The 21174-nt window shown below is 64.5% G+C and carries 21 protein-coding genes and 1 tRNA gene; 11 read left to right on the forward strand and 11 right to left on the reverse strand.

The window, feature by feature from the left end:
• Positions 1-40: 40 nt before the first annotated feature.
• Complete coding sequence (locus CT676_RS03890; RefSeq protein WP_135213935.1) at positions 41-1426, reverse strand: MFS transporter; 1386 nt, start codon at positions 1424-1426, stop codon at positions 41-43.
• A 100-nt stretch (positions 1427-1526) separates the two neighbouring features.
• Here CT676_RS03890 and ggt point away from each other — a divergent pair, with 100 nt between their 5' ends.
• Entirely contained in the window at positions 1527-3278 is a 1752-nt protein-coding gene (gene ggt, locus CT676_RS03895; protein WP_135213936.1) for a gamma-glutamyltransferase, read from the forward strand.
• 87 nt (positions 3279-3365) lie between these two features.
• Positions 3366-4661: an MFS transporter gene (locus CT676_RS03900; protein WP_063980311.1), complete on the forward strand. Its 1296-nt coding sequence runs from the start codon at positions 3366-3368 to the stop codon at positions 4659-4661.
• A 32-nt stretch (positions 4662-4693) separates the two neighbouring features.
• Here the strand turns inward: CT676_RS03900 and CT676_RS03905 are convergent, their stop codons facing one another.
• Positions 4694-5359, reverse strand: a complete 666-nt coding sequence (locus tag CT676_RS03905; RefSeq protein ID WP_135213937.1) for a glutathione S-transferase — start codon at positions 5357-5359, stop codon at positions 4694-4696.
• A 145-nt stretch (positions 5360-5504) separates the two neighbouring features.
• Between CT676_RS03905 and CT676_RS03910 the strand changes: the two genes are divergently transcribed.
• The 4 genes from CT676_RS03910 (at position 5505) to panE (ending at position 9302) form a co-directional block, all read left to right on the forward strand.
• Positions 5505-6101 carry a DUF2239 family protein gene (locus CT676_RS03910; RefSeq protein WP_135213938.1) on the forward strand — a complete coding sequence of 199 codons (597 nt, stop codon included), beginning with the start codon at positions 5505-5507 and terminating at the stop codon, positions 6099-6101.
• A gap of 88 nt (positions 6102-6189) precedes the next feature.
• Positions 6190-7539: an MATE family efflux transporter gene (locus tag CT676_RS03915; RefSeq protein WP_244623065.1), complete on the forward strand. Its 1350-nt coding sequence runs from the start codon at positions 6190-6192 to the stop codon at positions 7537-7539.
• 107 nt (positions 7540-7646) lie between these two features.
• A complete protein-coding gene (locus tag CT676_RS03920; protein ID WP_135213940.1) occupies positions 7647-8255 on the forward strand; it encodes a 2-hydroxychromene-2-carboxylate isomerase in 609 nt (202 codons plus the stop codon).
• A 123-nt stretch (positions 8256-8378) separates the two neighbouring features.
• Positions 8379-9302, forward strand: coding sequence for a 2-dehydropantoate 2-reductase (gene panE, locus CT676_RS03925; protein ID WP_135213941.1), 924 nt, complete (start codon positions 8379-8381; stop codon positions 9300-9302).
• 209 nt (positions 9303-9511) lie between these two features.
• Here the strand turns inward: panE and CT676_RS03930 are convergent, their stop codons facing one another.
• The 4 genes from CT676_RS03930 to CT676_RS03950 all read right to left on the reverse strand — a co-directional run bounded on the left by CT676_RS03930 (position 9512) and on the right by CT676_RS03950 (position 13105).
• On the reverse strand, positions 9512-10105 hold the full coding sequence (locus CT676_RS03930) for a c-type cytochrome (protein ID WP_135213942.1): 594 nt from the start codon (positions 10103-10105) through the stop codon (positions 9512-9514).
• Positions 10106-10307: 202 nt separating this feature from the next.
• Positions 10308-11588 (reverse strand): PQQ-dependent sugar dehydrogenase, encoded by a 1281-nt coding sequence (locus CT676_RS03935; RefSeq protein WP_085403055.1) that lies wholly within the window; start codon positions 11586-11588, stop codon positions 10308-10310.
• A gap of 379 nt (positions 11589-11967) precedes the next feature.
• Entirely contained in the window at positions 11968-12954 is a 987-nt protein-coding gene (locus CT676_RS03945; RefSeq protein ID WP_167767934.1) for an NAD(P)-dependent oxidoreductase, read from the reverse strand.
• A 76-nt stretch (positions 12955-13030) separates the two neighbouring features.
• Positions 13031-13105, reverse strand: a tRNA-Gly gene (locus CT676_RS03950).
• Positions 13106-13379: 274 nt separating this feature from the next.
• Between CT676_RS03950 and trxA the strand changes: the two genes are divergently transcribed.
• Positions 13380-14303: a thioredoxin gene (gene trxA / locus CT676_RS03955; RefSeq protein ID WP_167767935.1), complete on the forward strand. Its 924-nt coding sequence runs from the start codon at positions 13380-13382 to the stop codon at positions 14301-14303.
• A gap of 104 nt (positions 14304-14407) precedes the next feature.
• The gene (locus CT676_RS03960) at positions 14408-15085 is read left to right on the forward strand and encodes an LON peptidase substrate-binding domain-containing protein (RefSeq protein ID WP_135213945.1); all 678 of its coding nucleotides are present in this window, start codon (positions 14408-14410) and stop codon (positions 15083-15085) included.
• Positions 15086-15274: 189 nt separating this feature from the next.
• Here CT676_RS03960 and CT676_RS03965 read toward each other — a convergent pair whose 3' ends face one another.
• The 3 genes from CT676_RS03965 to CT676_RS03975 form a co-directional block, all read right to left on the reverse strand.
• Positions 15275-15868, reverse strand: a complete 594-nt coding sequence (locus CT676_RS03965; RefSeq protein ID WP_193560868.1) for a cytochrome b/b6 domain-containing protein — start codon at positions 15866-15868, stop codon at positions 15275-15277.
• Positions 15869-15912: 44 nt separating this feature from the next.
• Entirely contained in the window at positions 15913-16191 is a 279-nt protein-coding gene (locus CT676_RS03970) for a PepSY domain-containing protein (protein ID WP_135213946.1), read from the reverse strand.
• Positions 16192-16411: 220 nt separating this feature from the next.
• Positions 16412-16762 carry a hypothetical protein gene (locus CT676_RS03975; protein WP_135213947.1) on the reverse strand — a complete coding sequence of 117 codons (351 nt, stop codon included), beginning with the start codon at positions 16760-16762 and terminating at the stop codon, positions 16412-16414.
• Between the two features lie 105 nt (positions 16763-16867).
• Here CT676_RS03975 and CT676_RS03980 point away from each other — a divergent pair, with 105 nt between their 5' ends.
• The gene (locus tag CT676_RS03980; protein WP_135213948.1) at positions 16868-17398 is read left to right on the forward strand and encodes a TetR/AcrR family transcriptional regulator; all 531 of its coding nucleotides are present in this window, start codon (positions 16868-16870) and stop codon (positions 17396-17398) included.
• A gap of 122 nt (positions 17399-17520) precedes the next feature.
• Positions 17521-17718: a Trm112 family protein gene (locus CT676_RS03985; protein ID WP_011083431.1), complete on the forward strand. Its 198-nt coding sequence runs from the start codon at positions 17521-17523 to the stop codon at positions 17716-17718.
• Positions 17719-17749: 31 nt separating this feature from the next.
• Here CT676_RS03985 and CT676_RS03990 read toward each other — a convergent pair whose 3' ends face one another.
• Positions 17750-18970, reverse strand: a complete 1221-nt coding sequence (locus CT676_RS03990; RefSeq protein ID WP_063980298.1) for a ubiquinone biosynthesis hydroxylase — start codon at positions 18968-18970, stop codon at positions 17750-17752.
• A gap of 216 nt (positions 18971-19186) precedes the next feature.
• Here CT676_RS03990 and tesB point away from each other — a divergent pair, with 216 nt between their 5' ends.
• On the forward strand, positions 19187-20050 hold the full coding sequence (gene tesB, locus CT676_RS03995; protein ID WP_135213949.1) for an acyl-CoA thioesterase II: 864 nt from the start codon (positions 19187-19189) through the stop codon (positions 20048-20050).
• Positions 20051-20087: 37 nt separating this feature from the next.
• On the opposite strand, the gene CT676_RS04000 is transcribed toward tesB, so the two are convergent.
• Positions 20088-20999, reverse strand: coding sequence for a DUF4339 domain-containing protein (locus CT676_RS04000; RefSeq protein WP_135213950.1), 912 nt, complete (start codon positions 20997-20999; stop codon positions 20088-20090).
• Positions 21000-21174 lie beyond the last annotated feature (175 nt).

The following is a 21174-nucleotide window of genomic DNA, read 5'->3' on the forward strand; positions in this document are numbered from 1 at the left end:
GCGGCCCCGGATTGCGCTTCGCTCCATCCGGGCTACGCCACTAATCCCGTACCCGCATCAACAACCCCAGCCCCGCGACGAAGAACACCACCAGCACGGCCATGCCGGCCTTCTGGCTCGCCGTCACCGCGGTGATCATGCCGATCAGCAGCGGGCCGATGAAGGACGTTACCTTCCCCGTCAGCGCGAACAGGCCGAAATACTGCGCGATGCGATCCTTCGGCGCGAGACGGATCAGCAGAGTGCGCGAGGCGGCCTGAAGCGGGCCGCCTGCAGCGCCGATGAGACAACCCAAAACGAGATAAGCGCGCTCGGCAGCGCTCGAGAACAAGGGCGCGCCCGGAAGAGGCGGCGCGACCTTGACGAACAGGACGCTGTCCTTGTCGACCAGAAGAATCGCCGCCACCGCCAGCAACAGAACAAGCAGGCTGCCGGCGATGACGCGCTTCGGCCCGAGACCATCGTCGAGCTTGCCGCCGAGCCACGCGCCAAGGGCGCCGGCAATCGCGAGCATGATGCCGAAGGTGCCGATCTGGATCGTGTGCCAGCCGAAGGTGCCGGCGGCATAGATGCCGCCGAACGCGAACAGCGACACCAGGCCGTCGGTGTAGATCATGTTGGCGAGCAGGAATGCCGCGAGCGATTTCCGCTGCGGCAGGCCCTTAATCGATTGCTTGAGATCCGACAATCCCACGCGCAGCGCCTCGCACACCGGGTGCTTCGCCGGATAATCCGGCGTGAACAGGAATAACGGTGTCACGAAGATGATGAACCACAGCCCGGTCAGCGGTCCCACGATGCGATCGCCCTGATGGCTGACCGGATCGAGCCCGAACAGCGGCTTGAAGCCGAGCAGCGTGCGGCCGGTCTCGGGATTGGCGGCGAGGAAGCCGAGCACGATGACGAGGCTGACGATGCCGCCGATGTAACCCGTGGCCCAGCCGGTGCCGGAGAGCCGGCCGATCCGCTCAGGCGGCACCAGGGTCGGCATCATCGCGTTGTTGAAGACGGTGGCGAATTCCGCGCCGACGCTGGCGAGCGCGACCGCGGTGAGCAGCGGCGCAATGATGGTGGGATCGCCGGGCTTGCCGATCCACAGCGTGCAGGCCGCCAGCACCAGCAGTGTGCCGAATCCCGCGATCCACGGCTTCCTGCGGCCCGAGGCATCGGCAATGGCGCCGAGCACCGGCGACATCAGCGCGATCGCGAGGCCCGCGGCTGCCATCGCAAAGCCCCACAACGACTGGCCGGTGGCGGCATCTGGCGCAATGCTGGTGGCGAAATAGGGTGCGAAAACAAAGGTCGTGATCAGCGTGAAATAAGGCTGCGCGGCCCAATCGAAGAAGATCCAGCTGATAACGGCGGCGCGCGGCGGATAGGTCCGCTGCGCGCCGGCCAAGCGCGCATCCGAGGCGATCGTCGTCATATTCCAGTCCCCATCACGAACAGTTTTGCCTCTGTTGGGGCAAAGCGTATAGCATTGAAGCGACGCGTGGGAACTGGCCTGAGGCCGCGACGGAAGCTTGATGATGTCGTCATATCCGACACGGCGGACATTTTTCGCCTTCATTGCCACTCTGGCGTTTGGTTTTTCGTCTGCCACCGCACAGGATGCGCGGCGAGCCTATGTCCCACCCGCGCTCGACGCGGTGCACGCCGTTCCGTCCGAGCACGGCATGGTGGTGGCGCAGGAAAAGATATCGGCGCAAGTCGGCGCCGACATCCTGCGCCGCGGCGGCAACGCGGTCGATGCCGCGGTCGCCACCGGCTTTGCGATGGCCGTGACGTATCCGCGCGCCGGCAACATCGGCGGCGGCGGATTCATGGTGATCCATTCGGCCGAGCGCAACGAGGACATCACGATCGACTATCGCGAGACCGCGCCGGCTGCGACCACCCCGCAGATCTTCCTCGGCGCTGACGGCAAGCCCGATGCGGCGAAGTCGCGGGATTCCGCGCTCGGCGTCGGCGTGCCCGGCACCGTCGCCGGTCTTGTGCTGGCCTTGGAAAAATACGGCTCGGGCCGGTTCACGCTGGCACAGCTGCTCGAGCCCGCGATTGGGCTCGCCCGCGACGGTTTTGTTGTCACCGACGACCTTGCCGACACGCTGCCGGGTTGGCACCGGCGGCTGGCGCGCTGGCCGTCGTCGGCCAGGATCTTCTCGCGCCCCGACGGCACACCGCTCGGCGAAGGCGACAGGCTGGTGCAGAGTGATCTCGCCGAAACGCTGTCGGCCGTCGCTGCACAGGGGCCGCGCGGTTTCTATGAGGGGCCGGTCGCGGACAAGCTCGCCAAGGCCGTGACTGACGCCGGCGGCATCATGACGCCGGCCGATCTGAAATCCTATCAGGCCGTGGTCCGTGCCCCGGTGCGCGGCACATATCGCGGCTACGACATTGTCTCGATGCCGCTGCCGTCCTCCGGCGGCGTGGTGCTGGTGGAGACGCTCAACATCCTCGAGGGCTTTCAGCTGGCCGATCTGAAACAGGGGTCGCCAGCTTCGCTGCATCTGCTGATCGAAGCCATGAAGCGCGCCTATGCGGATCGTGCGCGCTATCTCGGCGATCCCGCCTTCGTCAATGCACCGATCGAGACGCTCACGACAAAGGACTACGCCGCCAAGCTGCGCGCCGGCATCTCCACGGAGCGCGCCACGCCGTCGAGGCAGCTCGTCTCCGCCCCTCCCGCGCCGCGCGAGGGCACCAACACCACGCACTTTTCCGTCGTCGACGCCGGCGGCAATGCCGTCAGCAACACCACCACGCTGAATTTCAGCTATGGCGTCGGCCTCGTTGCCGACGGAACCGGCGTGCTGCTCAACAACGAGCTCGACGATTTCACCGCCGCGGTCGGCGCTTCCAACGCCTACGGCCTCGTCGGTTTCGAGCCCAATCTGCCCGGACCCGGCAAGCGGCCGTTGTCCTCGATGTCCCCTACCATCGTGCTCAAGAACGGCAAGCCGGTGCTGGTGACGGGCTCACCCGGCGGCAGCCGCATCATCTCGACCGTGCTCCAGGTCGTCGTCAACGTGCTCGACTACAAGATGGATGTGGCCGCCGCCGTCGCTGCGCCACGGCTGCATCACCAATGGCTGCCGGACGAGGTGCGCGTCGAGAGCGGCTTTTCCGGCGATGTGCTGTTCGAGCTGAGGGCGATGGATCACCTCATCGTCGAGCCGATGGGACAGACCTCGGCCAATTCGATTCTGGTGACGCCGAACGGGCCACTCGGCGCGCCCGATCCGCGTACCCGCGGCGCGGAAGCCGCGGGACAGTAGTCTCGCCGTTGCATGGCACGGCAGCTTGCGCGGGCTGCCGTGCGTGCTACCACCGCGCAGCTTTAAGGGACCGCCGGGGAAACGCACATGAGCACAGCCGATCCGACCCAGCGCATTGAGCGCGCGGAGATCGAAGACACCAGCCTCCTCGCCTTCTATCGCGACATGAACGCGCCGGAGCGACGGACGTTCTGGGCCTGCGCGGCGGGCTGGGCGCTCGACGGCATGGACTTCATGATCTATCCGCTGGTGATCGGCACCATCATCGCGCTGTGGAAGGTCGATGCGGCCTCGGCCGGACTCGCCGGCACCGTGACGCTGCTGGCCTCCGCGATCGGCGGCTGGCTCGGCGGCTATCTCTCCGATCATATCGGACGTGTCAGGACGCTCCAGATCACCATCATCTGGTTCTCGTTCTTCTCGCTGGTCTGCGCGGTCGTGCAGAATTTCGACCAGCTCCTGATCGCACGCGCCGTGCTCGGCCTCGGCTTCGGCGGCGAGTGGGCGGCGGGCGCCGTGCTGATGGGCGAGGCGATCCGTCCGCAATATCGCGGACGCGCAGTCGGTTCGGTGCAGTCGGGCTGGGCGGTCGGCTGGGGTCTCGCCGTGCTGTCGCAGGCGATCCTGTTCTCGGCTTTGCCGCCGGAGACGGCGTGGCGCTGGATGTTCGTGATCGGTGCACTGCCGGCGCTGCTGGTGTTCTACATCCGCCGCTCCGTCACCGAGCCCGAGATCGCGGCCGAGGCCCGCGCAAAACAGGCCGCGAGCGGCGATCGTCCGGCGCTCTGGGAAATTTTCTCCGGCCCGATCCTGAAGACCACGATCCTGGCCTCGCTGATGGCGACAGGCTGCCAGGGCGGCTACTACGCCGTCACCTTCTGGGTGCCGCAGTTCCTGACCAAGGAGCGGCACCTGTCGATCGTCGGTTCGACCGGCTATCTCTCGACGCTGATCATCGGCTCTTTCATCGGCTATCTCGTCGGAGCCTGGCTCGCGGATCGCATCGGCAGGCGCAATCTGTTCCTGATCTTCTCGATCGGCGCCATGGCCGTGGTGCTGCTCTACACGCAGCTGCCGCTGACCAACGAGATCCTGTGGGTGCTCGGCTTCCCGCTGGGCTTCTTCGCCTCGGGCTATTTCTCGGGGATCGGCGCGTTCCTGACCGAGCTCTATCCGACGCGGCTGCGCGGCTCCGGCCAGGGCTTCTGCTACAATTTCGGCCGCGGCATCGGCGCGCTGTTTCCGTTCCTGGTCGGCGCGCTCTCGGCGACGACGTCGCTCGCCAATGCGATCGCGATGTTCGCGGTGGTGGCTTACGTGCTGTTCTTCATTGCCGCCTTCGCGCTGCCGGAGACGCGCGGGCGCGTGCTGCACGCGGATTAGTCCGGCGTTGTCACCCGGGGCGGTGAAGTAATTTACCGCCCCACCTGGTACGGCCCGCCTTTTTCCAGCGCTCTGGCATACGCCGGGCGCGCATGGATGCGTTCCAGGAATGCCATCGCCTTGGGATGGCCGAGCTCGAGCCCGCCACGCGCTTGCGCGGCTTCGAGCGGGAAGCTCATCTGGATATCGGCGGCGGTGAACTCGTTGCCGGCAAACCACTCGCTCTTGCCGAGCTCGCCTTCCCAATAATCCATGTGCTGCTTGAGCTGCGGATTGACCAGCGCGGTGAGCGCCTGGTTCGAGACCTTGCGCACCAGCGGGCGAAGCAGTGCGGGTGCGCGCTTCGGCATCAGCGTGAACAGCAGCTTGAGCAGCAGCGGCTGCATCGCCGAGCCCTCCGCATAGTGCAACCAATAGGTGAAGCGCAGCCGCTCCGGCGTGTTCGGCGGCGGAATCAGCCGGCCGTTGCCGTAGGTGGCGATGAGGTATTCGATGATCGCGCCGGACTCGGCGATGGTGTTGCCGTTGTCGGTGATGACGGGCGACTTGCCGAGCGGATGGATGGCGCGCAGCTCCTTCGGCGCGCGCATGTCCGGCTGGCGCTGATAGCACACGATCTCGTAGGGCACGCCCAACTCCTCGAGCAGCCACAGCACCCGCTGTGAGCGGGAATTGTTGAGGTGGTGAACGGTCAGCATCGTTGAGGTCCCCAGGCTAGGCGTGGTCGGTCGCGCGTTCGTGCCAGCCCGGGAACGCAATGTCGAGCCATCCCCACGGATAATTTCATCCGGGTATATTGACGACCGCAATTTACCCGGATATTAAAGGGCCAACGTCATCAATATGGCAATGATTTCAATGCAACGGACTTTCACGGCGTTCCAGGGCCATCGCCGCCTGGCGTCCGGGCCAGCAGGAGAGGTCGCGCTGGTCGTCAAGCGGATCACGCCACCGCCGGACGAGCCCATCATCATCTTCGAGGACCACACGGGCCGATCGATCGACTTCGATCTGCGCGGCGGGGATCGCGAGGTGCTGGCGCGGGTGGCGAAGCTTGTCCCGCCGCCGGTCGAGGAGACCGCGCCACCGAGCGAGCCCCGCGGGCGCGGCCGGCCGAAGCTCGGCGTGGTCGCGCGCGAGGTGACGCTGCTGCCGCGGCACTGGGAGTGGCTCGGAGCCCAGCCGGGCGGCGCCTCGGTCGCGCTGCGGAAACTCGTCGACGAGGCGAGACGCGCAAGCGGCGACAAGGACCGCGAGCGGCAGGCGCGTGATGCGGCCTATCACTTCATGTCGACCATGGCGGGTAATCTGCCGCAGTTCGAGGAAGCTTCGCGCGCCCTGTTCGCGGATGACCGGCGGCGCTTCACCGGACTGATCGCCGACTGGCCGGTCGACGTCCGCGACCACATCGTCAAGCTCGCCTACAGCGACCGCGCTTAGGCGCAGCACTTCTCTCACCCCATCGACGGCCAAGCCGCGCGTGCATCGCGCGGCAACGGCTTCGCACGCCCTGATGAAAGGCCTATCCATGTCCGCGCCAAAACCGCTCTGGACGACATTCCTCCGCTTCCTCGCACCGCTGGTGCTGAGCAACGCGCTGCAATCGCTGTTCGGGACCGTCAGCAACGTCTATCTCGGCCAGATGATCGGCGTCGACGCACTCGCAGCGGTGTCGGCGTTCTTCCCGGTGATGTTCTTCCTGTTCGCCTTCGTCATGGGCCTGAGCACCGGCGCCACTGTGCTGATCGGCCAGGCCTTTGGCGCTGGCGAGCATGGCAGGATCAGGATCGTCGTCGGCACGACGCTCGCGATCGGCCTGCTGCTCTCGCTTTCGGTTGCTTTGGTCGGCGGCTTCTTCAGCCGGCAACTAATGACGATGCTCGCGACGCCAGCGGACATCCTCGACCAGGCCAGTGCCTATGCGCGCATCATGCTGCTCACCATGCCGCTCGGCTTCGTCTTCCTGCTGATGACGGCGATGATCCGCGGCGTCGGTGACGCCGTGACGCCGCTGCTGGCGCTGGCCTTGTCGACCACCATCGGACTGATCCTGACGCCGATACTGATCCGCGGCGCGTTCGGATTGCCTGCCGCGGGAATCACCAGCCCAGCCTGGGCGGCAGCGATTGCCAACGCGCTGACGCTGCTCGCGCTGGCCCTCTATCTGCTGCGGACGAAGCATGCACTGGCACCGGATGCCGCGCTGCTGCGTCATCTGCGGCTCAATCGTGCCGTGCTCGGAAAGATCCTCGGCATCGGACTGCCGAGCGCAGTCGGCATGGTGGTGATGGCGATCGCAGAGCTCGTGCTGCTCGGGCTCGTCAACGGCTTTGGATCGGATGCCACCGCCGCGTATGGCGCGGTCAACCAGGTGATGGGCTACACGCAGTTCACGGCAATGTCGATTTCGATCGCGGTCTCGATCCTCGGCGCACAGGCTATCGGCGGCGGCAACAGGACGCTGCTCGATGGCATCGTGCGCACCGGCCTCATGTTCAACATCGTCCTGACCGGCGGGCTGGTGGGGCTGATCTATCTGGCGCCGCCGGCCGTGCTCGGACTCTTCATCACCGACAGTGCCGTACTCGACCTCGCCGGGGGACTGCTTCACATCGCGCTGTGGAGCTCGGTGCCGTTCGGCCTGGCCACCGTGTTTTCCGGAGCCATGCGCGCGGCCGGCGTCGCCTTGACGCCAATGCTGCTGTCGATCTTCGCCATTGTCGCGATCGAGCTGCCGGCCGCTGTGATCCTGAGCCGCACGATCGGCCTGAAAGGTGTGTGGGCCGCCTATCCGATCGTGTTCTGCGCCATGTTCGTTTTGCAGATGGGCTATTACCTCACGGTGTGGCGCAGGCGCGCGATCCGGCGTCTGATCTGACCGGATCATCAAGATATTATGACCATCATTAAACGGTGGACCCGTGGCGCGCGCTGCGCCACAATGGATGAAAAGCCAGATCAAAAGCCAGGTCAGGGAGAACGATTTTGACCCGCACAGCCCCGCAATTCCTGTTCGATTTCGGCAGCCCGAACGCCTATCTCAGTCATCTTGCGATCCCGGCGATCGAGCAGCGCGTCGGCGTCAAATTCGAGTACGTGCCGATCCTGCTCGGCGGCATCTTCAAGTCGACCAACAACAAGTCGCCGGCCGAGACGCTCGCCGGCATCAAGAACAAGCGCGAATTCCAGGCGGTCGAGACCGAGCGCTTCGTCAAGCGCTTCAAGGTCCCGCCCTATGTCATGAATCCGTTCTTCCCGGTCAACACGCTGAACCTGATGCGTACCGCGATCGCGGCACAGGCCGAGGGCGTGTTCGAAAAATATGTCGAGGCCGCCTTCCACCACATGTGGCGCGAGCCGAAGAAGATGGACGACCCGGAAGTCGCGGCGAAGGCACTGGCATCCTCCGGCCTCGATGCCCATAAACTGTTCGCGCGCGCCCAGGAGCCCGAGGTCAAGGGCAAGCTGATCAAGAACACCGAGGACGCCGTTGCCCGCGGTGCGTTCGGCTCGCCCACCTTCTTCGTCGGTAACGAGATGTTCTTCGGCAAGGAGCAGCTGCGCGAGGTCGAGGAGATGGTGTCGGGAAAGTGAAGCGCGCGAATGGCGCGTAGCGAATAGCGAGTGGAAATCGCGCCTGCTATTCGCTACTTCCTAATCGCCATCCGCCAAAAATAAAGCCAAGTATAAAGCCAAGAATAAGAACGGAGTTCTCCCATGCGTATCCTCGTGGTCGGCGCCGGCGCCATCGGCGGCTACTTTGGTGGCAGGCTGTTACAGGCCGGCCGCGACGTCACCTTCCTGGTCCGGCCGCGGCGCGCCGGCGAGCTCGCGAGCGCCGGCCTCGTCATCAAGAGCCCGAGCGGCGACGTGACGCTGAAGAATCCGCCGACCGTTCAGGCCGACGCGCTCAAGGGAAAGTTCGACGTCGTGCTCTTGAGCTGCAAGGCGTTCGACCTCGACGACGCCATCAAGTCGTTCGCGGCCGCGGTCGGCCCTGATACGGCGATCATTCCCATGCTCAACGGCATGAAGCATCTCGACACGCTCGACGAAAAATTCGGCAAGGAGCGCGTGCTCGGCGGCCTCTGCGCCATCGCGGCAACCCTGAACGAGAAGCGCGAAGTGGTGCAGCTCCAGCCGATGCAGTCGCTCAGTTACGGCGAGCGCGACGGCAAACTCTCGGACCGGGTAAAGGCGATCGACGAGGCCTTCAAGAGCGGCATCAATGGCGCCGCCGCCAGCCAGAACATCATGCAGGACATGTGGGAGAAGTGGGTGTTCCTGTCTTCGCTCGCCGCAAGCACCAGCCTGATGCGCACCTCCGTCGGCAACATCCTCGCGGCCCCCGGCGGCCGAGACTTTTTGCTCGGCATGCTGGACGAGACCAGCGCGATCGCCACCGCGTCGGGCTACACGCCGGGCGGCCCGTTCTTCGAGCGCGTGAAGGGCAACCTCACCACCGAGGGATCGCCGATGACGGCATCCATGTTCCGCGACATCAAGGCGGGCCTGCCGGTCGAGGCCGATCACGTCATTGGCGACCTCATCGCGCGCGCCGACGCCGCCAAGGTGCCGGTGCCGAAGCTGCGCATCGCGTATACGCATCTGAAGGCGTATGAGAGGCAGCGGGCGGGGTAGCTCCAAACTTTGCTGTCGTCCCGGGGCGCGCAGAGCGCGAGCCCGGGACCCATAACCACAGGGAGTGGTTATGAGGCGAGCGGGTCACCACGAGTCTTCGCCAAACTTGATCCTGCGGCTATGGGTCCTCAGATGCGCAATTGCGCATCGTAGCTCGCGACTTCGTCGCGCCCCGGGACGACAGCGGCGTTTGCCGCAACGACTCCGCGTTACTTGAAATACGCGAGATAGTGCGAGACGGCGGTGATTTCCTCATCGCTCATGTGATAGGCGACATCGGCCATCGCAGCGCCGCCGCCGCCGACGCGCTGGCTGCTTTTGTAGTCGTGCAGCGCCTTGACCAGGTATTCCTCGCGCTGGCCCGCGAGCCGGGCAACCGCCTTGGTGCCGGCAAAGCTATCCGTGTGGCACGAGGCGCAGCGGCGGCCCACGGCAACTTGCGCGCCTTTTTTCGACAGGTCCGGATCCGCGTCTTCCGCGGCCTTCGGCGGCGTCATCTGCGCGAAATAGGCGCCGAAATTGCGGATGTCCTCGTTGGTGATCTCCTCGGCGATCGGCTGCATCTGGTCGTTCTTGCGCGAGCCCGCGCGGAAGAACACGAGCTGCCACTGGATGAATTGATCGGGCTGGCCGGCCAGCGAGGGGATGTTCTCCGTCTGCGAGATGCCGTTCTCGCCGTGACAGCCGGAGCAGACGGCGGCCTTCTCCTGGATCGCGGCATTATCGGCGGCCTGAGCACGGACGATTGCAAGTGCTGCGAGCGATAGCGTCACAGACAGAATTCCAAACCGAACGACTCGCATGGCTGATTTCTCCGGCTGTCATTGCCGGGCTTGACCCGCCTGCTTGGCGTAGGCCCGGCAATCCATCCCGTTTGCAAAGAGGTTTCTCGTTTGATGGATGCCCGGATCAAGTCCGGGCATGACGAACGCGTTCCGCTGCAAGCCTGTCACAAACAAAAGAGGCTGCGACCGTCGTCCGGTCGCAGCCTCGTGTCGTCTTACGCTACTTCTTGCTGTAGCTGATGCGGTAGATCGCGCCGGCCCAATCGTCGGCAACGAGGATCGAGCCGTCCTTGGCGAGGATGATGTCGTTGGGACGGCCGAGATAGCCCTGGTCACCCTCGATCCAACCGGAGGCGAACACCTCCTTCTTGGCGTTCTTGCCGTCGGGGCCGACGATCACGCGCGTGATATTGCCGCCCTGGTACTTGTGACGATTCCAGGAGCCGTGCTCGGCGATCAGGATGTTATTCTTGTACTCGGCGGGGAATTGATCGCCGGTATAGAACTTCATACCGAGCGGAGCGACATGCGCGCCGAGGTTCAGCACGGGCGGCGTGAACTCGGAGCACTTGTGACCCATCGCGAACTTCGTATCCAGCAGGTCGCCCTGGTGGCAGTAGGGATAGCCGAAATGCTCGCCGATCTTCGAGATCATGTTCAGCTTGTCTGAGGGCAGATCGTCGCTGATCCAGTCGCGCGCGTTCTCGGTGAACCAATATTTGCCGGTGCGCGGATCGACGTCGCCGCCGACCGAGTTGCGAACGCCGAGCGCATAGATTTCGGCGTTGCCGGTCTTGGGATCGACGCGGCGGATCTGCGAGACACTGGTCGGGGGCACGCCGACGTTGAAGGGCGGTCCGAACGGCAGGTAGAACCAGCCTTCCTTGTCGACCGCGATGTACTTCCAGCCATGCGCGGCATAGGAGGGCATGTCATCATAGACGACCTTGCCGTCACCGAGCTTGTCGAGATTGGCTTCGGCGTTGTCGTAACGGATCAGCTTGTCGACCGCGATGACGTAGAGCGCGCCATCCTTGAAGGCGAGACCGGTGGGCATGTTCAGCCCCTTCAGGATGGTCTTGACCTCTTTCTTTCCGTTGTTGTCCTTGATGGCATAGACGTTGCCGAGGCCGAACGAGCCAACGAACAGCGTGCCCTTGTCACCCCAGGCCATCTGCCGCGCGGCGAGAACGCCGGGCGCATAGACTTCGATCTTGAAGCCGGCCGGCAGCTTGATCTTCTTCATCATCGCGGCGAGCTCGGCCTCCGACGCGCCGGTCGGCGGGCCCGACGGCGGCGCGAGGCCCTTCTGCGCCTCGGTCTCGTCGCCGAGGAACCAGTCATCCGGCGGATGGGTCCAGAACTCCTTGGTGCCGGACTCGTATTTCTTCAGCTGGCGGTTCTTGTCCTGCTGTTGCGCGCTGACTGCGCTTGTCCCCGCGAGAAGGGCAACCGCTGCAAGCGCCAGGACGGATTGAAAGACGGATTGATGGAATTTCATCACGTCACTCCCCTAAGGCAGCCGTCAGGGCTGCACGTTATTTTGTTTTGCTAGTCGAGAGGCGAAGTTCGGAGTCTGTCAGGACGACAGACGCAAAAAGGTTAGCACATCTGCGGACGGTGAGAAGCGCGTCGGGAGCACTGCAGTCAGACTCAATAGAAATTGAGACTGAATGCCACGAAGATTTGCACGGCGCCGACAACGGTCTCGCTGCAACGCGGAATCAAAATAACGCGTGACTGATTTGCAGGCAGCAGGAGGGGCGGTCGCACAAAATTGCGAAAACAACCCCATGCACAGTAGAACGGCTTAGCCCGGTCTGCTCCCAGTGACGCCGGACAGACATTTGATGCATCGAGCAAAACGGCAAAGACGGCGATTACGAGGCGACGGGATAGGGTCCGTCGTCGAATACCGTGTCGTGATAGCCTTTCGACCCGATCTCGCGTGCCAGCGTGCTGCGAAAATCCGTGCCCTCGCACAGGCTGTTCAGGACATGCGCGAAGTCGAATTCGGGCCGCCAGCCCAGCTCGTGCCGCGCACGGTCGTTGACATAGACGCGGTCGATCTCGGGGAATAGCCGCCATCCGCGCGCCGCATAGAGCTGCGCGCAATCCGGGTAGAGCTCGCGCACGACACCGGCCGCGTCGCGCGCGAGCGCCGCGAGATGACGGGGCTCGAACGGGCTCGTCGCGGAGATGATGTAACGGGCAAAACCGATCTTCGGCGCGCGCTCGACGGCGAGGAGATGGGCGCTCACCGCGTCCGCTATATCCAGCCGTCTATAGAGCAGCTCATTGGCCTGTACGTTGTCCAGCGGGTAAGCCGAGCGCATCGCCGGATCGTCATCGTCCTCAGGGAAGAAGCGCGAGGTCCTCAAGATCACGACGGGCAGGCCGCGCTCGCGAAAGAACAGCTCGCACAGCGTCTCGGCCATCAGCTTCGTCGTGCCGTAGATGTTCTTCGGCACCGGCGCCAGATCCTCGGTGACCCACACCGCAGCCTGCCCTGCCTCCGGCCGGAGCTGCGAGCCGAACGCGCTGGTGGTGCTGGTAAAGACGAAGCTCTTCACGCCGGCGGCGACCGCTGCCTCGAGCAGATTGAGCGTGCCGGTGACGTCGGTGTCGACAAAATCCTGTTTGCCGTGGGTCGCCACATGCGGCTTGTGCAGCGTCGCGGTGTGGATCACGGCGGTGACGCCCTCCATCCGGCGCCGCACGAAGTCGGAATCGACGATCGAGCCGACGGCATCGGTGAAGGGCGATGGCTTCAGATCGATTCCACGCGCGGGGAAACTGCGTCCCCGGAGCATACGGAGAACGGCCTCCCCAAGGTGGCCCGCGCTGCCCGTGACCAGTATTGTCATTTGAGACCCAATACAGCCGCCAGCGGCGTGGAAAACCACGGCCCGACCCGGTTTGGCTGGATGCTTTGGGAAAAATTGGAGCGGGCGAAGGGGCTCGAACCCTCGACCCCGACCTTGGCAAGGTCGTGCTCTACCACTGAGCTACACCCGCATCCTGTGTCGGTCGCATGACGCGCCGGCAACGGCTGTCGTATGCCAAAAGCGGACGGCGAATGCAACAGCTACCGGCAGCATAGATTCGCAATTGAAGGGCCATATGGACCCCGAACGCGGCCAAATCGCCCGAAAACGTCCCGGAACCGGCGAATCGGCCCTGATGGATTGAAATTCGGCCCATTCGGCCCAATCTAGGAGCCGACAACGAAGCATATGATTTGGCGACGTGCTAAAGAGCCGCCATTCCAGACATCAGACGAGGGGATCCCGTGACGATCATCGACCAGGGTAACGGAGCGGCGGGCGCGGCCGCGGCCGATCTGATCAAGGACACCACCACCCAGACCTTCGTGAAGGACGTCATCGAGGAATCGAAGCGCCAGCCGGTTCTGATCGACTTCTGGGCGGAGTGGTGCGGCCCCTGCAAGCAGCTCACGCCCGTGCTGGAAAAGGCGGTCAAGGCGGCCAAGGGCAAGGTCAAGCTGGTCAAGATGAACATCGACCAGCATCCGGCGATCCCGGGCCAGATGGGCATCCAGTCGATCCCGGCCGTGATCGCCTTCGTCAACGGCCAGCCGGCCGACGGCTTCATGGGCGCAGTGCCGGAGAGCCAGGTCAACGCCTTCATCGAAAAGGTGACCAAGGGCGTGACGGCGCCGGGCGAGCCCAATATCGCCGAGATCCTGCAAGAGGCCGAGGCGGTGCTCGCCGAGGGGGACGCCGCCGCCGCCGCGCAGATCTATGCCGAGGTGCTGCAGCACGATTCGACCAACATCGCGGCCCTTGCCGGACTCGCGAAATGCTACGCCGTCTCCGGCGCGATGGAGCAGGCCAAGCAGACGCTGGCGATGGTGCCGGAATCGAAGCGCAACGACCCCGCCGTGAAAGCCGTGCAGACCGCGATCGATCTCGCCGAGCAGGCGGAGCAGCTGGGGCCGGTGGCCGAGCTGGAACAGAAAGTCGCCGCAAACCCGCTCGATCATCAGGCTCGCTTCGACCTTGCGACCGCGCTGAATGCGCAAGGCAACCGGGCGGCGGCCACCGAGCAGTTGCTGGCGATCATCAAGCGCGACCGCAAGTGGAACGACGACGGCGCCCGCAAGCAGCTCGTGCAATTCTTCGAGGCCTGGGGTGGCACGGATGATGCTACCATCGAGGGACGAAAGCGCTTGTCGACGATCCTGTTTTCGTAAGGGTTATTGTTGGAGCATGATCTTGTCGGAAAGCCGCTTCACACTTTGCGCTAACGCGGCCCTCCGGGTCCGGATCATGCTCTAGCGAGTCTAGCGGGGTCCAGATGCCGATCAACATCGAATATCGCGGCCCCGCCGACCTGCCGGAGATCATTCCGGTATTTCCGCTGCCGGGCGCGCTTTTGCTGCCGCGCGGCCAGATGCCGCTCAACATCTTCGAGCCGCGTTACCTTTCGATGGTCGACGATTCCTTGCGCGACGGCCATCGCCTGATCGGCATGATCCAGCCCGACGTCGCGCACTCGCCGAAGAATTCCGACAGGCCGGCGCTGTTCCGCGTCGGCTGCGTCGGCCGCATCACCCAGCTGGCCGAATCCGGCGACGGCCGCTACCTCCTCGAGCTCACCGGCGTCTCGCGCTTCAAGGTGGTCAAGGAGCTTGAAGTGCTGACCGCCTACCGCCAGTGCAAGGTGGACTTCTTCACCTTCGTCGACGACTTCACCGCGCGCATGGGCGAGGACGAGGTCGATCGCGAGGCGCTGTTGACCGTGCTGGCGGATTTCCTGAAGGCCAACAATCTCAAGGTCGACTGGGAAGGCGTCGAGAGCGCGCCCAATGAGGCGCTCGTCAACGCACTGGCGATGATGTCGCCCTATGGCCCCGCGGAAAAGCAGGCCATGCTGGAGGCGCCGGATTTGAAGACCCGCGCCGAAATCCTGATCGCGGTGACCGAGATGGATCTCGCCAAGAAGCGCACCAGCGGCGATCCGCCGTTGCAGTGAGGGGCTGAATGCTCAGGCAGCGCGGACGGCTGCTCCGGCACCTCGCCGCAGCATTCTGGCGACGTCAGAGGCAGGCATCGGCTGGTAACGCTGCCTGCGCAATTCGAATTGCCGAGCATTTGCGGGAGAGGACGTCGGATTGCCGGCTGCCGATCGTGAACAATTTGTGCTGTGACCGGCAACGAACGTTCAGAGGTGACTGCGGATGCGCTTGCGTCCCGTGATCATCGCGCGGATCAGGTTCTCGCGCTGGAGGATCCCCATCATCACCACGCCCGCGACGTGCAGCACGACCAGGACAATGACCGCATCCGATGAATAATGGTGGGTGTCCTCGACCCACCAGACGCCGAAGAAGGTCACGGTCACCGACATCGCGCCGGTGATGGTCGAGACGGCGAGCGACAACAGCAGCGCCACCAGCATCAACGTCCCGGCGGGGTTGAGACCGATGTAGCGGCCCGTCATGCCGCGGCGCAGGTTCCAGAGATAACCTGGCGCGGCACGAAGCCTGACGCCGACCATGCGGAAGCGTGAATAGCGGCTTCCCAGGAAACCCCAGGCGAGGCGGAAGGCCAGGAGCCCGAGCACCGTATAGCCGAGGATGCGGTGAAGCCCGTCATAGACGGTCGGGGTGAACCAGGCGGCCAGAACGCAAGCCGCGAGGGCCCAGTGCCAGAGGCGTAGCGGGAGGTCCCAGACCGAGATCGTCCGCGAGGCGGTTCGATCCGCGGGGGTCCTGTCGGCCCCCCCGCGCGTTTCTGGCACCGCTTCTTCGATCAAGCCGTGACTATCCTCAAGCCTTGCTCAATACCTTGCTTGAAACCCTACTTGGCAACCGTCTTCTTCAGGCTAAGATCTTCCGGGCTGTAGAACAGCTCGTAGAGCTTGCCTTCCTTGACGCCGTAGACCTCATAGCACGAGCCTTCGATCTTGGAGCGCCGCACTTCGTAACCCAGCGCCTTGGCCTTGGCTTCGGCTTCGGCGGCCGGCTTCCACGACGCCTTGTCGAGCTTGGTGCAGTCCTTGAACCCGTCGGCCATGGCCGCCGATCCCATGCCAATTCCGATCGTCAGTGCAATGGCAACTACACGAATGACCTTCACGAACGTCTCCTCCTCTGTCGTGGGCGCTGCGCGGAGCCGCGAAGCGGGACCGAAGGAAGCAAAGGAGATGATGAAGTCAATCCGGTTTGGACGCAGATGGCTTTAGAGTTATTCTAACGATCCGGAAAAGATCAGTTGGCTCCGTAGGCAGCACGCATTTGAACGGCCGCTGCGGCCTTACGCCTCACGGTTTGACGGCCGGCATTCTGTGCGCGGCACCTCAATAGCCGGCAACCGCCATCGCAACGACGGCAATGAGCGCCATCCAGCCGAAATGCCGGCCGCGCGTGGCCCACGCGTTGGCGACAGCCGAGAAGCCGAACACACAGACCATGGTGACGACGATCCAGCGGCGCGCCAGCTCCGATTCCATCCAGGGCGCCGCGATCAGGAGCACGCCGCCGCCGATCCAGGCGACGGTCGAGGCCTGCCAGACCAGGCGAATCAGGGTGCGGAGCCGTTCCGGCTCGATGCGGGCGCGGGCAAAGACCTTGGTCTCGCCGAGAACGCCATGGATGAGGGCTACGGCAATGGCCACGACGCCGGAGCACTGGAGCAAGAGATCACGCATCGGCACAGCTCCCTGAAGCTTCGTCCATACAGTTGTGTATGGTGAGATAGGCGCTGGCCCGCCGCCTGTCAATACACTAGTGTATGGCCAATTCCGGAACCGGTCATGACCGAACAACTCTCCGCCGACGACTGGATCAAACAGGGCCTGAAGGCGCTGGCCAAGAACGGCTTCACGGCCCTGAAAGCCGACCCGCTCGCAAGGGCCATGGGCGTCTCGCGCGGCAGCTTCTATTGGCATTTCGCCGATCTCGGCGCGTTCCACGCTGAAGTCCTGAAGCGCTGGCGCGAGATCGCGGCCGAACAGATCATCGCCGATGTCGAGGCCGCCGGCGACGAGCCGCTGAAGGCGCTGCTGCGGAGATCCTTTGGCGCCCGGCTCGACCTGGAGCGCGCCGTGCGCAGCTGGGCGGCGTTCGATACGGCCGCGCAAGGCGCGGTCCGCGCGATCGACCGCCGCAGGATCGACTATATCGAGACGCTGCTTGCGATGCGGGGGCTTGAGCCGGCGAAGGCGCAGGCGCGCGCGCAGATCCTGTACTGGACATTCCTGGGCTTTGCCTTGTCGGGCACGCCGGTGCCGGCGGCACGGCTCCCGGGCCTGGTCGACGAGATCATGCGGATGGTCTCTGCCTAGATTCTTGTTTTGACGCGTTTTCTTTATGCGAGCCGGTACCCACTTCGCTCGAAAACGCTCTGGTGGCGCAATGGGCGGCCGCGATTTTCTGTGCTAGAGGCAAGCGATCTTCGGAGACTCCAATGAACGCGCCCACCGAACGCCCCGAAACCAGCGTCGATCCCAAATTGCTGGAGATCCTGGTCTGCCCGCTGACCAAGGGTCCGCTGGAGTTCGATTCCGCAAAGCAGGAGCTGATCTCGCGCAGCGCCAAGCTGGCCTACCCGATCCGCGACGGCATCCCGATCATGCTGCCGGAAGAGGCGCGCAAGATCGATTGAGGTTCTTGTAGCCCGGATGGAGCGCGAACTCCTACAACGCCTCACCCTTCAGCAACCGCGGGATCTCACCGGTCAAACCGGCGGCCTGGCGGATGAAGAGGTTCTTCAGCGGCGGGGCGCGGTCGACGAGGCCGAGGCCGATGTCGCGCACCGTGCGCAGCAGCGTCGACTGGTTGGAGAACAGGAAGTTCAGCGAGTTGGTGGCAACGCCCATCGCCATGGTGTCGAAGCGGCGCCAGCGCTGATAACGTTCGAGCACGTCGACGCCGCCGAGATCCATGCCGAGCCGCGCGGCATCGACCACGACTTCGGCCAGTGCTGCGACATCCTTCAGCCCCATGTTGAGGCCCTGGCCCGCGATCGGATGGATGACATGCGCGGAATCGCCGACCAGCGCGAGACGCTCGGCGATGAAGGAGCGCGCCACGAAATAGGACAGCGGGAACGCACGCGGCTTGTCGAGCGCCTTGACCTCGCCGAGATGCAGGCCGAACCGGCGCTCGAGCTCGCCGTGGAACTCCTCGTCGCTCAACGCGATGATGCGCGCGGCCTCGCTGCGGCGCTCGGTCCACACCAGCGAGGATCGTTTTCCGGAGAGCGGCAGAATCGCGAAGGGACCCGCGGGCAGGAAGTGCTCCTCGGCGCGGCCGTCGTGATCGCGCTCATGGCCGACGGTGACGACGATGCCGGATTGATCGTACTCCCAGCCATGGGTGACGATGCCGGCGCGCTCGCGCAGTTTCGACCGCGCGCCATCGGCGGCGACCAGCAGGCTTGCCGCAATCACGCTGCCGTCGCCAAGCGTCACGTCGACGCCTTCCGGGCGCGCGTCATAGGACGCGACCGTCGTGGCGCGGAGATCGATGCCCTCGGCCTCGGCCCGCACCACCAGCGCGTCGATCAAACGGCGGTTCTCGACCATATGCGCAAACGGTTCGCCCGGCGCGACATCGCCGGCAAAGTTCAGAAAAACCGGACGGGTGGCGTCTTCCAGCTTTGAATCGGTGACGACCATGTCGAGGATCGGCTGCGCCTCGCCCCTGACGGCGTCCCAGGCACCGATGGCCTCGAACAGGCGGCGGCAGGCGGCTACGATCGCGGTCGCGCGCGGGTCGCGGCTCGGACGGGTCGCGAGCGCGGGATCGGCGACGATGACGGGAATCTCGGGCCCGAGCCCCTGGCGCAACGCCAGGGCCAGCGCGAGGCCGGCAAACGCGCCGCCACCAATGACAATGCTACCCTGTACCGGCATACCAAATTCCTGGCTCACACTTCGGCTTTTCCAGGCCTTGCTAGCAGACTTGAGGTGGGCGAAACAGTGCGGTGAAACAAGGGCGGAACTGCCTCATTCCGTCGTTCCGGGCCGCGCACAAGCGCGAACCCGGAATCCAGAGGTTATCGGCTCGGGATTCCGGGGTCATCGCTGTCGCGATGCCCGGGAATGACGAGATGCTTCGAAAGCACCATCATGTCCAAAGGCCTGATCGACCTGATCTCGATTCTCGACCTCGAACAGCTCGAGGTGAATCTGTTCCGCGGCAACAGCCCGAAGACGAGCTGGCAGCGGGTGTTCGGCGGCCAGGTGATCGGGCAGGCGATGGTTGCGGCCTGCCGCACGGTCGAGGGCCGGCTGCCGCATTCGCTGCATTGCTATTTCATCCTGCCGGGCGATCCGCAGATCCCGATCATCTACCAGGTCGAGCGCCTGCGCGACGGCAAGAGCTATTCGACCCGTCGCGTCACCGCGATCCAGCACGGCAACGCGATCTTCTCGATCATGGTGTCGTTCCACGCCGACGAGGAGAGCGCGTTCGATCATCAGGACAAGATGCCCGACGTGCCGCCGCCGGAAAAGCTCACGGCGGAGGAGGTGGCGAAGCAGCCGATGTTCAAGGAGATGCCGGAGTTCATCCGCCGCTACTACGAGTCCGATCGTCCGATCGAGCTGCGCCCGGTCGAGCTCGGCCGTTATTTCGGCGAGAAGATCGAGGACGGCCGCATTCACGTCTGGATCAGGACCGCGGCGAAGTTGCCCGACGATCCGGCGCTGCACATGTGCGCGCTGGCCTATGCCTCGGACTTTTCGCTGCTCGACGCGATCATGGCGCGCTACGGCCGCACGCTGTTCGACAAGCGCATGATGCCCGCGAGCCTCGACCACGCGATGTGGTTTCACCGCCCGTTCCGCGCCGACGAATGGCTGCTCTACGCGCAGGATTCGCCGAACGCACGCGGCGGCCGCGGCTTGACCCGCGGCTCGATCTTCAAGCCCGACGGCACGCTGGTCGCCTCCGTCGCGCAAGAAGGTTCTGTGCGCGAGCGCAAGTCCTAGAGCCCAGGCGCGAGTTCGTCGCGCCTGGGATTTGCGATCAAGCTCCGAGCGACCCGCGCGGCGCGAGCTCGGTCTGCGATGCAAACCAGTTCATGATCCAGCGATACACCCACGGGATCGGGATGATGAGGCTGGACAGGATCGCGGCGACGATGCCGCGCCAGAGAATGCCGAGACCGCTGCCCTTGAACACGATCTCGCGGCGCGTGCCTTCGATGCTGCGGCAGAACCAGCGCATCTGCGCCGCGGCGACCCAGGCCCAGCCGATGATCGTGATGATCGAGATCGCGAACAACAGATTCCAGCCGATATAGGCCCAAGCTGAGCCGGAGAAGCTGAGCCCGAGCGGCTGCCCGTTGGAGGCGAGGTTCGCGACCATCCATTTGATCAGCAGCCAGTAGAGCACGATCTGCGCGATGAACAGCAGATTGCTGAGCAGCGCACTGCCGATGACGCCGATCGCGATCGCCAGAACGATGAAGCCGAAGAACCAGGGCACCAGCGTCATCGCATTGCCGGTGAAGCTGAGATTGGGCCGGCCGGGCACCTTCACGCAGGACACGATCCATTTCGTGTACCAGACGAACACCCACGGCACCGGAATGATGAGGCACATGCCGATCAGCATCACGATGCTGCGCCAGGTGAACTCGAGGATGCCGAAATCGACCGCCAGCGCTCCGCCGCTGCCGCTGCCGCCACCAGCGTAGCCGGCGCCAGCGTAGCCACCGGAGCCCATCATCGGCGGACCGCCGGCCGGCATCATCGGGGGCGCACCGCCGCCGCCGATCAGGCCGGGGATTTCGGCGGCCTTCTGCCAGCCGGCCATGCCCTCGGACCACACCAGCGTATCCGGGCGCACAACTCCCTGCGCGACCAGGTCGCGGAATTGCCCTTCCGGATAGGGTCCCTGTTGCTTGCCCTCGGATGCGTAGAACCAACTCGCCATGAAGCGTCCCCCTCAAACATACTTTTGTACCGGCCGGGACGCTTCGGTTCACCGCATCCATGCCAAAAACGCATTGTGAAGGATGAACGGATGCCCTGTACAGAGGCGGCGGTTCACATGGCCAAACGTTTTTCCGCTTCAGTCTGCAAGTTTTTTATGCCATTTGCCCGGAAAG

It is taken from the genome of Bradyrhizobium sp. MOS001, assembly GCF_004634465.1.
GTDB classification, from domain to species: domain Bacteria; phylum Pseudomonadota; class Alphaproteobacteria; order Rhizobiales; family Xanthobacteraceae; genus Bradyrhizobium; species Bradyrhizobium barranii.